This window comes from Pedobacter sp., assembly GCF_046462515.1.
GTDB lineage: Bacteria > Bacteroidota > Bacteroidia > Sphingobacteriales > Sphingobacteriaceae > Pedobacter.
Window position 1 is genome coordinate 13443 of sequence record NZ_JBKGVD010000011.1, and the last position, 16083, is coordinate 29525.

The following is a 16083-nucleotide window of genomic DNA, read 5'->3' on the forward strand; positions in this document are numbered from 1 at the left end:
ACCTAAATTGTAATGAAAATGGCCTCTCAAACACAGAAATTATATATCCAGACTAAAGCTCTTGTAGTTTTTTTAGTACTACTGAGTGCTGTTGCCTGTAAGAAAAACGATACACCTGATGGCATAGAAAAACCTAAAGCCAAGGTAAGAGTTGTAAATGCTGTACAGGCATCGGGAGAGGTAAATTTCTTCTTGGATGATCAGAAGGTTATTCAGAATAATTTAACTTTTGGCGAAAGCACAGGCTATCTGAATGTATTTTCAGGAGAGCGTAATGTTTCGGTTTCAAATAATACAAAAACAACTCCCGGTAATAAATTTACTTTTGTTACCAGCATTTCTTATACTTTATTCGCTTTGACAGATAAAAACTCTAACCCTGATGTTTTGATTCTGGAAGATGATCTGGGAGCTCCGCCAGCTGGTAAATTTAAATTAAAGCTGGTAAATCTTAACCCTACAGTAACATCTAATATCAATGTTTTATTGCCAAATGAAGAGCTTTTAGTTAGTAGCCTTCCCTTTAAAAACTATACAGATAATTTTATTATAGAAAAAGGTACAGTAATTAAAATTATTGCAGGTTCAACAATTAAAACACTTAATGCTAATGATTTTGAGGAAGGAAAGAATTATCTGTTGTGGTTAAGCGGTACTTCAAATACTAATCTTACGGTTAATAAATTATCATATAATTAGTGTCAAAATGCAAACAAGGTACTTGTTTAATAGCACTATATTTTTATTTTAGCGCAAAAATTGTAACCTTGGAAATCTTAGACCTGTTATTAAAACTTATTACCGATACTAAAGATACTTTAGCGGCAATTACCAGAGAATATAGAACCTGGACTTATCTTATACTTTTTATCATTATTTTTGCTGAAACAGGTTTTGTAGTTACCCCCTTCTTACCTGGAGATTCATTACTTTTTGCTATGGGTGCGCTAATTGCAGCCGGAGATACAGGATTGCATATCTGGTATATGGCCTTGTTGTTAAGCGCAGCTGCAATTTTAGGCAATACGTTAAATTATAGATTAGGTCGGTATTTTGGCATCAGGGTCTTTAAGGAAGAAAATAAAATACTCAAACTCAAATACTACCATCAATCGCATGAATACTTTGAAAAGCATGGCTCAAAAGCGGTAGTTTTTAGCAGATTTCTTCCCATATTTAGAACTATAGCACCTTTTGTAGCTGGAGCAGCCCGTATGTCTTTTGGCAGATTTACCCTCTATAATTTTGTAGGTGGTATTGCCTGGATATTCAGTTTATTATTTGCGGGTTATTTATTGGGTAAAATACCTTTTATAGAGCGCAATTTCGAGCTTGTAATTGTAGCAATTGCCTTAGGTACTTTTGCTCCGGTAGTATGGGCGGCAATTAAGCCCCTATTAGTTAAAAAGAAAACGGAAGTGTCTGAAGAGAATTAAATTTCTCTACCCAGTATTTTTCCTTCATTATATTTTTGATCAATTGCTTCCTGCTGTTGCAGTTCTTCAGGTGTGTTTTCTACTTTTATGAGGTTTTTAAGTATAGGTTGCCCTGCATCTATCCAAGCAGAATACCAGAAGCAGCCAACTTTTAAGATAGAAGCTTTCATACGTCGTTCTATCATGCGGTTTAATTTATTTTCATAAGCTTTGGCATAAGCAGAAGAATATTGTTTCATTACAGTGCTGCCTCTTTGGGAGAAATCATATTTCTGATCTGAGGGAAATGCTTTATTCAGTGCTGCTTCAAATCTTAAAACAGAATCTACCATGATGTGAGACTGTTTTACAATATTCCAAGCTTCTTTTAACGGATTGTTGATATAATAGGCTCTGCCCACTATAAAATTGTAGTTCTGTGCAAACAACTCAGGTATTCTGCTTTCCCAAAATGCATGTATGCCTACTTGTTCGGTAAGTTGTCCGTTATGATTATGGGTGGTATGTAAAGGTACGTGTGCATCTGCAATGTAATGCCCCAGGTCTGCAGAATATTTTAAAATTTTTAATGAATCGTGCTCTTTAAAAGCTTTTACAAGACTGTAATAAGTACGTTGTATCTGCCAGGGTACTATGCCATCTTCGGCCAGCTTTTTTGAACCGTATTTTTTTAGGGCGTCATCCCATTTTTCAGGAATGCTATCTATATGCTGCTCATAATTTTCAACATCCAAATAATGCCGTGCTGCTTCGGCTACATCGGTATATCTGCGTTTATCCGGATCTATAGCATGTTCGGTAATGTATTTATAATTGGTTTTATAAAACCTGATCATAGACTCGGGAAGTGTGAAGATGGCGAGCTGGTTAATTCTTTTGTGTGCAAAAAATCCCCACGAGGTACAGAGTAATAGCAGACAGCATAAAGCCGGATATAAAAATAATTTCTTCATTCTGAGCGTCTTAATAGTATATCTAATACAAGATAATCAATAAATTTTATAAGAAGAAAGATTGAAACAGGTACTTAATGTGCAGCCAAAATAAGCTTCTTAACAGCTCTGTATGTACCAGAAGAAGAAGTGACCTTATAAATATAAATGCCAGGGGGCAGATTGCTCAGATCCATTTGTATCACATGTTTACCGGCATTCATATATTCATTAAGCACAGTTTTAACCACCCTGCCCTGTATGTCGTATATTTTCAATTCTACTTTATCTGCTTCGGGCATTACAATATCTACTTTAGTTTGCGAAGCAAAGGGGTTAGGGTAATTTTGGGTAACTGTAAATTGCAGAAAACGTTCGGCAATAATCTTATTAATCGTGTCAAAAAGGGCAAAGCTGATTAACCTGTTTCCACGTGCATTGGGATGTACAATATCCTGGTAAAGCGAGAAGTCGCGCTTAAGCACCTGATTAAGGTCACATAGATAAATTTTGTATTCAACAGCTAATTTGCGGTATAAATTATTGATAAGACGTACATGGCCGTTTATTCTAAAGAGTCGCCGATTGTTACGGTCATCAAAATTTTGCAGGGTACAAATAATAGGGATAAGTCTTTGGTTTAAGCTTTTTACAATGATCTGCCGCATACTGGCCTCCGTATCTGCCAAGGTCTGTTTACCATCTTCAATCTGTATAGCATCATTAGCGCCCATTAATATAACGATAAAGCCGGTTTTTCCATAAATAGCTTGGTCAATTCTTAGCAAGCCTTGCATGGTAGTTTCGCCACCTACACCATAATTCTGTACATTAATTACCTTACCCTGGTAGCATGATGTAAAATTATTGGTTAAATAAGATTGAAAATTTGTACCCTTAACGCCTTCAACCGTACTTGCACCAAAGGTTATCACATTTATACTGTCTTTGGCATAATATTGTGCCGCATCAGGACAACTGGCGCCTGTAGTTTGCGCTTTTGTAAAAAGAAAACCACTTAAAATTAAAACCAGGGTACAGGCAAGATATCTAAAATTCATTTGCTCAGCAACATATCTCTTCAAAAGCAAATATAAGTAATAAATTATCAGTTACTTCTAATAATTTAGAATAAGCAGGAGCTAAATCATTGGGCTTATTACAAAAAAGCTATATTTGTTCTACAAAAACAAAATCTCATGCAAGAAATCAAAAAATATGTGGAGGATAACAAGCAACGTTTTTTAGACGAGCTGTTTGAGTTATTGCGCTTTCCTTCGGTAAGTGCCGATCCTAAATATAAAGACGATGTTTTAAAGACCGCCGATTTTGTGGCACAAAAACTTAAAGATGCCGGAGCTGATAAAGTTGAGATTTGCCCTACAGCGGGTTACCCGATAGTTTATGGCGAAAAAATCATCGATGCGAGTTTACCTACCGTTTTAATTTATGGTCATTACGATGTACAACCACCAGATCCTTTGGAACTTTGGAAAACACCTCCTTTTGAACCCACCATAAGAGACGGTAAAATTTATGCCCGTGGTGCCTGTGATGATAAGGGGCAGTTTTATATGCACGTTAAAGCGTTTGAACTGATGATGAAAACCAATACGCTGGCATGTAATGTTAAATTTATGATAGAAGGTGAGGAGGAAGTGGGTTCAGCTAATCTGGCAACTTTCGTAAAAGCTAATACAGAACGTTTGAAAGCAGACATCGTGCTGATCTCTGATACTTCGATGATCAGTATGGAAAATCCGTCTATTGAAACTGGTTTACGTGGTTTAGCTTATATGGAAGTAGAGGTTACGGGTCCAAACCGCGATTTGCACTCTGGCGTTTATGGCGGTGCTGTAGCTAACCCGGCAACGATCTTATGTAAAATGATCGCTTCTTTACATGATGAAAATAACCATATTACTGTACCTGGATTTTATGATAAAGTATTAGAGCTTTCGCAAAAAGAAAGAGAAGCGTTAAATGCAGCTCCATTTGATTTGGAAGAATATAAAAAAGACCTTGATATTGATGCAGAATGGGGTGAAAAAGGTTATACTACTTTAGAGCGTACTGGTATAAGACCAACTTTAGAGGTAAATGGTATATGGAGTGGTTATATTGGCGAAGGTGCTAAGACTGTATTGCCAAGTAAAGCCAATGCCAAAATTTCAATGCGTTTGGTACCCAACCAAAATTCTACAGAAATCAGTGATTTGTTTACTAAGCATTTTGAAAGCATTGCTCCTGATTATGTAAAAGTAAAAGTAACTCCGCATCATGGCGGCGAACCTGTGGTAACACCAACTGATAGTATTGCTTATAAAGCTGCTGAAAAAGCGATTGAAGATAGCTTTGGTAAACAGGCTATACCTACAAGAGGTGGCGGTAGCATTCCTATTGTAGCATTGTTTGAAGATGTGCTGGGCATTAAATCGGTATTATTAGGTTTTGGATTGGACAGCGATGCTTTACACTCTCCAAACGAAAAATACGATGTGTTCAACTATTATAAAGGTATTGAAACCTTACCGTTGTTCCACAAGTATTTTGCTGAGTTCAGTAAGTAATTATTGATAAATAAATTAGAAAGCCCGGGTTTTTAAAAATCCGGGCTTTTTTAATATGGTTAAATAAAAACTTATAGTTTAGAGAACTCTCTAAAATCCTGTCCTTCTTTAATGCTTAATAAGCTTTCGTAAATTAAGCGGATTACATTATCTACATCTTCTTTATGAACCATTTCTACTGTAGTATGCATGTAGCGTAAAGGTAAAGAGATCAATGCTGAAGGCACACCTCCATTTGAATAAGCAAAAGCATCTGTATCAGTTCCTGTTGAACGTGAAGAAGCCTGGCGCTGGAATGGAATTTCATTCTTTTCAGCGGTTTTAATCAAAAGCTTGTTCAGATTGGTTTGTACGGCAGGGGCATAAGAAACTACCGGGCCTTTACCTGCAAATAATTCGCCTTGAGTATTTTTGTTAATCATTGGCGTAGTGGTGTCATGTGTAACATCAGTTACGATAGCTACATTTGGTTTAATGCGCTGTGCGATCATTTCTGCTCCGCGTAAACCTATTTCTTCCTGCACAGAGTTAACAATGTATAAGCCAAAAGGCAGTTTCTTTTTGTTTTCTTTTAATAAACGAGCTACTTCGGCAATCATAAAACCACCTGCGCGGTTATCTAAAGCACGACCTACATAATAACGATCGTTCAATACCATGAATTCGTCTTCATAGGTGATTACGCAACCAACATGTACACCTAAAGCCTCTACTTCTTCTTTAGTGGTACAGCCGCAATCCAGGAAAATATTTTTTAACTCAGGAGCCTGTTCTTTTTCGCCTGAACGGGTATGTATAGCTGGCCATCCGAAAACAGCTTTAACAATCCCTTTTTCTGTATGAATGTTTACACGTTTTGAAGGCGCAATCTGATGATCGGAACCTCCATTACGGATTACATAGATCAGACCATCAGGTGTGATATAATTTACATACCATGAAATCTCATCAGCGTGGGCCTCAATAACTACTTTATAATCGGATTTAGGGTTGATTACCCCAACCGCAGTACCATAATTATCAACAAAATAATCATCAATATAAGGCTTTAGATATTCTAACCAAAGCTTTTGTCCCTGCCACTCATAACCGGTAGGGGATGCATTATTGATATATTGTTCAAAAAACTGTAATGATTTTTTAGTTACTACAGAAATGTGTTTTTTCTTTTTTTCGTCTGCTTCTTTCTTTGCCATAACGTTTTTTTATGATAATGGGTAAATGTACATATTAGACCCTTATTTTAAAACCAATTTATTGATTTTTGACAGCAAAATCATTATTTTAAAGCCAAAAAACAGATAGGTATGAACATTACAAAAATTATTATTCCGGGATTTATATTAATTGCATTGGTGATTGTAGGCTTAATGTGGGGCCTGCCTTTGTACAATGTATGGCAGCAAGAAATGGCAGGTAAAGCGGAAATGGCCAAGGCCGAGCAGAACCGCAGAATTTTAGTGGAAGAGGCTAAAGCACGTTTAGAGGCCGAACGTTTAAATGCAGCGGCTGAGATTGAAAGGGCTAAGGGGATGGCCGAAGCCATGAAAGTAGAAAACGGTACGTTATCTACAACTTATAATCAATATTTATTTATCAGAACATTAGAGAAACTGGCAGATAAAGGTAGTCTTCCGCAGATTATTTATGTACCTTCTGAAGGCTTAACCCCGGTTATGGATATACATAAAACATTACCTAAGCAGTAATTCCATTTTAATATATTGTAAATGGTTTCGTACAAAAGGTGCTCCTGAGGTTACGAAACCATTTTTTTTATAAAAGCCAATGGCATTAACTCTGGCATTGCACCAGATTTTAGAGATCTGCTCAGTTTTACAAAAACCGATGAGATATTGTATGATTAAATTTCCTAAACCTTTTCGTTGCATTTGGGGTAAAACAGCCAGTTTTCTGAACTGTGCTCTATCTTTATCTATGAACAAAGAAACTACCCCGGTTAATACGTGGTTTACATAAAGACCAAAATGTATTCCTTTAAAATCATCATCTAATTTTACCACATCCAGATCCTTTCCGGGATACATGGCTTCTTGTCTTATAGCCCATGTAAGAGAAGGAAAAATCTGTTCTATTGTGATATTCATGAGATTAATGCTTTATTACTTCTTAGAATACAACCGATAGATTACTATGTTTAACAGGATAATGGCTGTTGTACCGTAACAAAACATGGCCCAGCCTCCTACAGACCATAACCATAAGCCTAAAGCAGAACCACAACTGGCCCCCACAAAACTTACCGACATAAAAATGGTATTGAGCCTGTTTCTGGCCTCAGGTACCAAAGTATAGATACGGGTTTGATTGGTTACATGGATAGCTTGCTGACCTATGTCTATGAGGATGATTCCTATCACAAAAAGAAAAACACTGTGGCCTGTAAAATAGAATAAAGCCACACTAATCAATTCTAAAATAAAGCCAGCCATGACGTTTTTACGGGGATTACTACCTCCTCCACTTAATTTACCTACTAATGGAGCTGCTAATGCTCCTGCGGCTCCGGCAATACCAAATAAACCAATTTGGTAAGTAGTAAATTCATGAGGAGGATTGGCAAGATATAATACCATGGTAGTCCAGAAACCCATTATTACAATAAATGCAAAGAAGTTAATTAAAGAAGCTTCGCGTAAAACAGGCTGTGTTTTGATATAAGAAAACATAGAGCCCATAAGCTGTTTGTAGCTTCCTTTAAAAGAAGGTAGGCTTTTAGGAAAACGCAGGGCCATCAGCACAATTAGTAAAGCACATATACCTGCCGCGATAAGAAACATGGCTCTCCATCCAAGCAGATCGCCTACTGCACCACTCACTGCTCTTGATGCCAGGATACCTACCAGTAAACCGCTCATTACAATACCAATATTATGGCCGCGGTTTTCATCGGTGCTTAAATTGGCTGCTAAGGGTAATATTAACTGCGGAACAATGGAACATGCGCCTATCAATACGCTGGCTATTTCGAGTATTAAAAAACTTTTGGCAACTGCGGCCATTAACAAGGAAAGTATTGCTAAGGCGGTAATGATGAGGATTTGTTTTTTTCTTTCAAACATATCTCCCAATGGTACCAGCAGAAACAAACCTATGGCATAACCGGCTTGTGTTAAAAAGGTGATACTTCCGGCTCTGCTTTCGGTAAGATTAAACTCTTTAGCTACTAAAATTACCAAAGGTTGGCAATAATAAATGTTGGCCACAATTAAACCGGTACAAAAAGCCATCAATAGAATATCGGCTCTTTTTAAAGTGGTTGATGTTTGCATAAAAAATAAAAAGCCAAATTTAGCATTTGGCTTTTTGAATAGGGGTTATGATTTTAAAAATTAACATAAAACTTATAAAGGAATATTGCCGTGTTTTTTGCGTGGGGTGTTCACTACTTTGTTTTCCAGCATTTTAAAAGCTCTGATTAATTTTGCCCTTGTTTGCGAAGGTTCGATTACCTCATCTATAAAGCCCCGCTCTGCGGCACGATAAGGATTTGCAAAGATGTTTGAATAAAGTTCTTCTTTTTCCAGCCATTTTTCTTCAGGGTTTTCGGCTCCGCTGATTTCTTTCTTGAAAATAATTTCGGCTGCGCCTTTAGCTCCCATTACGGCAATTTCGGCACTTGGCCAGGCGTAATTCATATCTGCACCGATATGTTTAGAATTCATCACATCGTAAGCTCCACCATAGGCTTTACGGGTAATTACGGTAACACGGGGCACAGTAGCTTCACTAAAGGCATATAACAATTTGGCTCCGTTTGTAATGATACCATTCCATTCTTGGTCTGTTCCTGGCAAGAAGCCTGGTACATCCTCAAAAACAAGTAAAGGAATGTTAAAACAGTCGCAGAAACGTACAAAGCGGGCAGCTTTAACCGAAGCATTATTGTCTAGTACACCTGCTAGATAAGCGGGCTGATTGGCTACAATACCTATGCTGCGTCCGGCAAGACGTGCAAATCCGACTACAATATTTTCTGCATAAGCTGCATGTACTTCTAAAAAGCTGTCTGCATCTGTTATTTCATGAATTACATCTCTGATATCATAAGGTTGTGTTGCATTTTGAGGTAACAGCTCATTTAAAGATAGTCTTGTTTCATCTGTGTTTTCATACGGAAGCCGCGCAGCAGTTTCTTCACAATTCTGAGGGATGTAGCTTAATAGTTTTTTAATATGGCCAATGGCTTCAATTTCATTGGCACAGGCAAAATGGGTTACACCCGATTTGGTAGCGTGTGTAGAAGCTCCGCCTAATTCTTCTGAGGTAACTTCTTCGTGAGTTACTGTTTTTACCACATTTGGCCCGGTTACAAACATGTACGAAGTATGTTCTACCATCAGAATAAAATCCGTAATGGCCGGCGAATAAACCGCTCCACCTGCACATGGGCCCATAATGGCAGAAAGCTGCGGAATTACCCCCGAAGCTTGTACATTACGGTAAAAAATATCGGCATAACCGCCTAAAGAAACCACACCTTCTTGGATACGGGCACCACCACTGTCATTTAATCCAATAATAGGGGCGCCATTTTTCATGGCCATATCCATTATTTTGCATATTTTTTCGGCATGTGTTTCTGATAATGAACCTCCAAATACGGTAAAATCTTGTGAGAAAACGTAAGTTAAACGACCATTTACGGTTCCGTAGCCTGTAATTACGCCATCGCCAAGATATTTTTCACGCTCCATACCAAAATCGGTACTGCGGTGTGTAACCATCATTCCAATTTCTTCAAAACTCCCTTCATCTAACAGGAAATGAATGCGTTCACGAGCGGTAAGTTTTCCTTTCTTGTGCTGACTGTCTATGCGGGCCTGTCCGCCGCCAAGGTGCGCTTTTTTTATTTTATCCTGTAATAAGTCGATCTTACTTTTCATTATACGGGTTATTTATTGGTTTTTTTGAGAGATTTAGCAACGAATGTAATAATTAAAATAGTAACACTGGCAAATGCCAGTAATAAAATCCATGAAGGTAATGTGGTGTTTTTGGCATCAGCAGCCTTTGTTGTAAAATAAAAAATCAGCAAAAAAATGCTCACTATAATAAGCTTCAGATAACGCAGCAGTTTGGTTGCATTTGTATATTGCTGTAAGGCATTGGCTTCTGTAATTTGAGTAGGGTAATTGAAAATATGCGGATACCTGTTTAAAATAGTTAATAAGGTATAAATAACAATGGCTATTAAGGGCAGGGCAAAGATTTCTTTTTTACTGCCAAATCTGTCTGCTCCACCTGCCAGATTAAAATGAACGGGAACAATATCGGGAAGATTTTTATAGCTTACAACTGTAATAACGGCTAACGTTACAAGTACGATTATACTAAGTGCTTCAATTATAATATCGGAATAGCTTAAATGAAGCTTTAACCTTGGTCTGTTGTTTTTCATAGGTTTACCATCTATATTGTAAGCGGGCAGTGAACACATCATCTTTCAGGTCTTCCTGATAACCGTTAACCTGTGTAGGGTTATTTTTAACGTGTTCATTGTATAAAGTTAATTTTATGCGGCTATTGATGGCGTAGGTAAAGCCATAGCCCAGTGTAGCATATTTTATATCGCCTGTAGTGGTATTGTTGCCTGCTTTGCCAATCTCAGCCTCTTTTACTTCGGTATTGGGGTCATAAACATCGTAAGCTAAAAGAGCCGTTAAATTGGTTTTTGCAATTTGGTGGGTAAACCAGAAATAATAGCCGTTAAATTTTCTGAGGTAAAGATTGCCTGTGGGTTGATTGTTAAAACTGGTACTAGCCGTTGGGCCATTAACAGTTGTTGACGCTGCAATACCCGGCTGGGTACCTTCTACATATTCTGTTTTAAAGCTGGTTTTTCCCAGCGGATTGTCAAACTGAAATTGCAGGTTGGCACCATAATATGTTCTTTTTAAATTTTTACCAACATTCTGACCATTTGTTAAAGCTACAAAGCCATTATCTTTAAAAGTATAATAAGTATCTGTATTGCTGCGAACCGTACCACCGTAGTAAGAAGCACCAAAACCTAAAGACATGGTTTTGTTAGCCAGACTATCGAAATCAAAAGCCAGATTGGCTACAATGTCTTTTTTAGAATCATAATCGCGGGCTGTTAGGCCACTGCCATTAATTACAGCTAAATCGGCTGATAAATATTTTAATATCTGTTGCGGTTTGTAGGTTATCATTGCTCCCAGATCACGCTCTCTGGGCATTAAGGTCTGAAATACTCTTGCACGCTCAGGAAAATCCCGGTATCCGGATGAGTAAATAATTGAATAACCAAAAGGTCGGTTAAACAGTCCTCCGGTTAAAAGAAAACTCTCTACTTTAGGTAAATGAAGCTGGATAAAAGCATCCATCAGATTTACACCATTTTGAGTAGCATCTAACTGGAAAACAATGTTAGAGTATTCATCGACCCGGTCTATTTTTAAGCGACCTCTTCTGATCATAAACCTGCTATCGCTGTTTTGAGCAAAATCACCTCCTGAAAAAGATACAATACCATTGGATTGCGCTTTTTGATATTGGGTTTGAAGGTAGCCGGTTATTTTAATATCGTGTATATCTTTTGATGATGGGGCATTGTTGTTTTGGGCAAAAAGCGCAAATGGCATAAGAGTAATGAGGTAAACAATGGTCTTTTTCATTCATCAGGTTTTGAAGGGATTAAATTACTGCAAATTTCGGTGTATTGATTGGAAATTGCATAAAATTGAATGAAAGTTAAACAGATTTAGACTTAGGTTTAAAGATAAATTACAATTTAATTACGATTTTTTTATTTGATTTTTAATTTGCGGTCTTAATTTTGCAGCAAATCGAACTTGATGACAGTCAGGAAATTTAAATTTTTAATAGCAATTGCGTTTATAAGCATCTTCGTAGCTAAGATGGTTATTTCGGTTGCCCCTGTGTTTTCTGGCGATTTAGATAATAAGTTTATGAATGCCGTTATCATGCAGCTTGAAAACGAGCATCACAGCGAAGATGGCAAATCGAGTATTAAATATTCGGCTGACCATAAAGCTTATTTTGAGCGTACAGAACTTACTTATGTAAGTGAAGATATCGATTATGGCGTAACCAATAGCTTTATTGAGCATTCACGCCGGTATGTAGATCCATACCATCCTCAGGTACCAACACCTCCTCCTAACTTTTCTTAATCCAGTAATTTTTATGATTAAGTCGAGATGCTTAATCTGAATTTAACATTTGTATTAGTAAAACTGCGTTTTATGAGGGCATATTATGTCTGGTCAGATTCCTGATAACGCAGATGGATTATGATTAAGAATTTAATTTATGAAAAAGAAAAATTCGAACTTTTTTAGGTTCGGAGCAAAAAGTAATGTGCTTAAAAGAAACTTGAAGAGCGATTTATCATCGAGTATAGTGGTATTTTTAGTTGCATTGCCTTTATGTTTAGGAATAGCGCTTGCCTCTGGTGCTCCGCTTTTTGCAGGGTTAATCTCCGGTATAGTAGGAGGTATTGTTGTAGGTTTTGTGAGTGGTTCTCAGCTCAGTGTGAGCGGGCCTGCTGCAGGCTTAACCGTAATTGTTTTAGGATCTATAGCGCAATTAGGCAGTTACCAGACCTTTTTATTGGCTTTGGTCCTGGCAGGGATTTTCCAATTGGTTTTGGGGATGATCAAAGCAGGTACCATTGGTAATTATTTTCCTTCGAGTGTAATTGAAGGGATGCTGGCCGCAATAGGTATTATTTTGATTTTGAAACAATTGCCTCATGCACTGGGTGTAGACAGCAACTTTTTTGGAGACGAAGCATTTACACAAGGCAATCATGAAAATACTTTCAGTGCGGTTTTAGGAGCACTGAGCAAAATCAGTCCGGTTGCTTTTGCAATCAGTTTATTATCGGTTCTGGTTCTGATCTACTGGCCTAAATTTAAAAAACTGGCGGTGGTTCCGGCCCCGTTAATTGTGGTGGTAACAGGTGTTATTTTATCTTTTACTTTTGCAGGTACACCTTATGCACTAAAGGCAACACAAATGGTAAACATTCCTTTGTTTAATGGATGGAATGAATTTATAGGCCTTTTTAGCTTGCCAAATTTTGGGGAGATCATGAATAAGGAAGTTTGGATCGTAGCAGGTACAATTGCTATTGTTGCCAGTCTTGAAACCTTGTTAGGGGTTGAAGCAGTAGATAAAATAGACCCTAAGAAAAGAGTTACCCCAACTAACCGTGAGCTTATTGCACAAGGTATAGGTAATATCAGTAGCGGTATGATTGGCGGATTACCTATGACATCGGTAATTGTACGAAGCTCTGCCAATGTAAATTCAGGCGCAAAGTCAAAAATGTCGGCAGTATTTCATGGATTTTGGTTATTGCTGTCGTTGCTGTTTATTCCGGGCTTAATTAATATGATACCTTTAGCTGCTTTGGCTGCTATTTTATTAGTTACCGGTTATAAACTTACCCGTATTGCATTATTTAAGCATATGTACCGTAAAGGCTGGGATCAGTTTGTACCTTTTGTAGTAACCGTTCTTGCCGTGGTGTTTACAGATCTGCTCAAAGGGGTTGCCATTGGTATGCTGGTATCTATCTTTTATTTGTTGCGCAACAATATGCGTAACCCATATTTCTATAAAATACAGCATGAAGGCAGCAAGAAGAATTTGAGGATTAAACTGGCCGAAGAGGTGTCGTTTTTAAATAAAGCCTCTATACAGGTTTTATTAGCTGGAGTGCCAAAAGAAACGAATGTAATTATTGATGGATCCAACTCAAGATACATTGATCCTGACGTTTTGGAGACAATTTTTAATTACAAACACAGCGCTTATTCTAAAGGCATAATTGTAACTTTAGAAAACATTCAGAAGAACTATACTATCCCAAAATTGAATATAAAAATAGAAGAAAACGTAAATTAAGTTATGACAAATCAACATAAACATCAAGAGAATATCACATACGATAGCCTTTTAGAAGGTAACAAAACATGGGTTGAAGAAACCCTTAAATTAGATAAAGGATACTTTGATAAACTGGCGGCGGGTCAGAACCCGCCGGTTTTATGGATCGGTTGTTCAGATAGTCGCGTACCAGCTAATCAGATTACCAATACTTTGCCGGGCGATATTTTTGTGCACCGTAACATTGCAAACGTTGTAACTCACTCAGACATGAGTCTGCTTAGTGTACTGGATTATGCAGTGAACGTGTTGAGAGTAAAGCATATTATTGTGTGTGGTCACTATGGTTGTGGAGGTGTAAATGCCGCTATCAGCAATAAACAGGTAGGTTTAATTGACAACTGGCTACGCCACATCAAAGATGTTTACCGTGTACACGAAAGAGAAATGTCGACCATTAAAGATCCGCAAAGACGATCAGACCGAATGGTAGAACTCAATGCCATAGAAGGTGCCGCCAACGTAATGAGTACCTCTATTGTGCAAAAAGCCTGGGAATCAGGTCAGACGCTTTCAGTTCATGCTTGGGTTTATAGTTTAAAAACAGGTCTGATAACCGATTTAAAAGTCAGCGCTTCAAATGCCGATGATGTATCGCCGGTATTTAAGCTCAAATTCGATTAATTTTTTAGTTTTTGTTTTAGTCTTGAAAAGCCCCGAATTTCGGGGCTTTTTTAGTTTGCAGTTTTCTTTTGCTTACGTTTAACCAATGAATAGCACAGATATAAAAACACCAGCCATAGTGGAATAAGTTCAACAGACATTTTTAAACCGGTAAGCCACATGATAATCAAGATGCCCAATAAAAAGAACAAACAAATGTAATTGGTTAAGGGATACATAAAAGAAGGGAATTTGGTTGTTTCCTTACCATGTGACTGCCTGAATTTAATATGAGTGTAACTGATCATCAGCCAATTAATAATTAATGAGGATACCACTAACGACATTAGTATATTCAGTGCCTTTTCAGGAATGACTTTATTTACAACAATACAAATGGCAGCAAATATGGCCGAAACCAGGATAGCCATTACGGGAACATAATTCTTATTAAGTTTTGATAGGAATTTAGGAGCATTGCCCTGTTCGGCCAGTCCGTACAACATACGGCTATTACTGTAAACACTGCTATTATAAACAGACAAGGCAGCAGTAAGTACAATTACGTTTAAAACATTGGCAATAAGACTTGTAAAATAAACAGTATGCCCAAAAAGATCGAACTGAAAACCTTTTAATCTTTCAAATACCATTACAAAAGGACTGCTGCCACCGGTAATGTTTTTCCAGGGCGATAAAGAAAATAAGATAATCAAAGCACCTACATAAAAAATCAAGATGCGGTAAATTACCTGATTGGTTGCTTTAGGGATATTTTTTTCAGGATTTTCGGCTTCTGCTGCGGTAATCCCTACCAATTCTAATCCGCCAAAAGAAAACATGATGAGTGCCATTGCCGCTAAAAGTCCTTCGTAACCGCCTTTAGTATTTGAACTTAACCAGCCTTTAGGTAAAAAGCCACCATCGTTCCATAAATTTGAAAGTGTGGCGTGCTCACCACCCGTACCACTGATCAGCAGATATGAGCCAAACAGGATCATGGCTATGATTGCAACTACTTTGATAATAGAAAACCAGAATTCAGCTTCTCCATATACTTTTACAGAAGCCAGGTTGAGTATATTAATTACAACAAAGAAAAATGAGCTCGATACCCATAATGGAATATCGGGCCACCAGAACTGAATGTAAACTCCAATTGCGGTCAGCTCAGACATACTCACTAAGATGTACAGCATCCAGTAATTCCAACCTGAGGCAAAGCCGGGAAAAGGTCCCCAATATTTATAAGCAAAATGACTGAAACTACCCGAAACAGGTTCTTGTACAACCATTTCGCCCAGCTGGCGCATAATAAAAAAGGCAATAAAGCCTGCAATGGCATAGCCCAAAATAACAGAAGGGCCAGCTAAGACCGCCGCCGGACCAATCCCTAAAAATAATCCTGTGCCAATAGCACCTCCCAATGCAATGAGCTGTATGTGCCTGTTCTGTAAGCCTCTTTTCAGCTCTTTTTTGTTTTCCGTATTTTCCAAAGAAACAGATGGTTAAAATTTGTATGCTTAATTGGGGGCTAAAATACTACTTTAGAAAACAAAAAAGCCCCGAATTTCGGGG

Annotated in this window: 16 protein-coding genes; 7 read left to right on the forward strand and 9 right to left on the reverse strand. The window is 37.7% G+C overall.

The annotated features are described in order from the left end of the window. Window positions 1-18: 18 nt before the first annotated feature. Window positions 19-699 (forward strand): DUF4397 domain-containing protein, encoded by a 681-nt coding sequence (locus ACLHG9_RS15435; RefSeq protein WP_410222399.1) that lies wholly within the window; start codon window positions 19-21, stop codon window positions 697-699. A gap of 68 nt (window positions 700-767) precedes the next feature. Then, complete coding sequence (locus ACLHG9_RS15440) at window positions 768-1436, forward strand: VTT domain-containing protein (RefSeq protein ID WP_410222400.1); 669 nt, start codon at window positions 768-770, stop codon at window positions 1434-1436. Here ACLHG9_RS15440 and ACLHG9_RS15445 read toward each other — a convergent pair. Together ACLHG9_RS15445 and ACLHG9_RS15450 are read right to left on the reverse strand one after the other, a co-directional pair. Further along, window positions 1433-2389, reverse strand: coding sequence for a zinc dependent phospholipase C family protein (locus ACLHG9_RS15445; protein WP_410222401.1), 957 nt, complete (start codon window positions 2387-2389; stop codon window positions 1433-1435). The two genes, ACLHG9_RS15440 and ACLHG9_RS15445, sit on opposite strands and share 4 nt — an antisense overlap. Window positions 2390-2463: 74 nt before the next feature. After that, window positions 2464-3429 (reverse strand): GDSL-type esterase/lipase family protein, encoded by a 966-nt coding sequence (locus ACLHG9_RS15450; protein ID WP_410222402.1) that lies wholly within the window; start codon window positions 3427-3429, stop codon window positions 2464-2466. 138 nt (window positions 3430-3567) lie between these two features. On the opposite strand from ACLHG9_RS15450, the gene ACLHG9_RS15455 reads away from it, so the two are divergent. Then, window positions 3568-4938 carry a dipeptidase gene (locus ACLHG9_RS15455; protein ID WP_410222403.1) on the forward strand — a complete coding sequence of 457 codons (1371 nt, stop codon included), beginning with the start codon at window positions 3568-3570 and terminating at the stop codon, window positions 4936-4938. Between the two features lie 71 nt (window positions 4939-5009). On the opposite strand, the gene ACLHG9_RS15460 is transcribed toward ACLHG9_RS15455, so the two are convergent. Continuing rightward, a complete protein-coding gene (locus tag ACLHG9_RS15460; RefSeq protein WP_410222404.1) occupies window positions 5010-6134 on the reverse strand; it encodes a M42 family metallopeptidase in 1125 nt (374 codons plus the stop codon). Window positions 6135-6245: 111 nt separating this feature from the next. Here ACLHG9_RS15460 and ACLHG9_RS15465 point away from each other — a divergent pair, with 111 nt between their 5' ends. Continuing rightward, on the forward strand, window positions 6246-6647 hold the full coding sequence (locus ACLHG9_RS15465; RefSeq protein WP_410222405.1) for a hypothetical protein: 402 nt from the start codon (window positions 6246-6248) through the stop codon (window positions 6645-6647). Here ACLHG9_RS15465 and ACLHG9_RS15470 read toward each other — a convergent pair. From ACLHG9_RS15470 to ACLHG9_RS15490, 5 genes are all read right to left on the reverse strand, one after another. Next, window positions 6633-7046, reverse strand: coding sequence for a GNAT family N-acetyltransferase (locus ACLHG9_RS15470; RefSeq protein ID WP_410222406.1), 414 nt, complete (start codon window positions 7044-7046; stop codon window positions 6633-6635). The two genes, ACLHG9_RS15465 and ACLHG9_RS15470, sit on opposite strands and share 15 nt — an antisense overlap. Before the next feature lie 15 nt (window positions 7047-7061). Then, the gene (locus ACLHG9_RS15475) at window positions 7062-8231 is read right to left on the reverse strand and encodes an MFS transporter (RefSeq protein WP_410222407.1); all 1170 of its coding nucleotides are present in this window, start codon (window positions 8229-8231) and stop codon (window positions 7062-7064) included. A gap of 72 nt (window positions 8232-8303) precedes the next feature. Continuing rightward, complete coding sequence (locus ACLHG9_RS15480; RefSeq protein ID WP_410222408.1) at window positions 8304-9845, reverse strand: acyl-CoA carboxylase subunit beta; 1542 nt, start codon at window positions 9843-9845, stop codon at window positions 8304-8306. 8 nt (window positions 9846-9853) lie between these two features. Beyond that, on the reverse strand, window positions 9854-10360 hold the full coding sequence (locus ACLHG9_RS15485; protein WP_410222409.1) for a DUF1648 domain-containing protein: 507 nt from the start codon (window positions 10358-10360) through the stop codon (window positions 9854-9856). Between the two features lie 4 nt (window positions 10361-10364). Then, window positions 10365-11600 carry a porin gene (locus tag ACLHG9_RS15490; RefSeq protein ID WP_410222410.1) on the reverse strand — a complete coding sequence of 412 codons (1236 nt, stop codon included), beginning with the start codon at window positions 11598-11600 and terminating at the stop codon, window positions 10365-10367. A 243-nt stretch (window positions 11601-11843) separates the two neighbouring features. Between ACLHG9_RS15490 and ACLHG9_RS15495 the strand changes: the two genes are divergently transcribed. The 3 genes from ACLHG9_RS15495 to ACLHG9_RS15505 all read left to right on the forward strand — a co-directional run bounded on the left by ACLHG9_RS15495 (window position 11844) and on the right by ACLHG9_RS15505 (window position 14526). Then, on the forward strand, window positions 11844-12119 hold the full coding sequence (locus ACLHG9_RS15495; protein WP_410222411.1) for a hypothetical protein: 276 nt from the start codon (window positions 11844-11846) through the stop codon (window positions 12117-12119). 139 nt (window positions 12120-12258) lie between these two features. Beyond that, on the forward strand, window positions 12259-13860 hold the full coding sequence (locus tag ACLHG9_RS15500; protein ID WP_410222412.1) for a SulP family inorganic anion transporter: 1602 nt from the start codon (window positions 12259-12261) through the stop codon (window positions 13858-13860). Window positions 13861-13863: 3 nt separating this feature from the next. Continuing rightward, window positions 13864-14526 (forward strand): carbonic anhydrase, encoded by a 663-nt coding sequence (locus tag ACLHG9_RS15505; protein ID WP_410222413.1) that lies wholly within the window; start codon window positions 13864-13866, stop codon window positions 14524-14526. Window positions 14527-14576: 50 nt separating this feature from the next. Here the strand turns inward: ACLHG9_RS15505 and ACLHG9_RS15510 are convergent, their stop codons facing one another. Continuing rightward, on the reverse strand, window positions 14577-16001 hold the full coding sequence (locus tag ACLHG9_RS15510; RefSeq protein WP_410222414.1) for an amino acid permease: 1425 nt from the start codon (window positions 15999-16001) through the stop codon (window positions 14577-14579). Window positions 16002-16083: the final 82 nt, after the last annotated feature.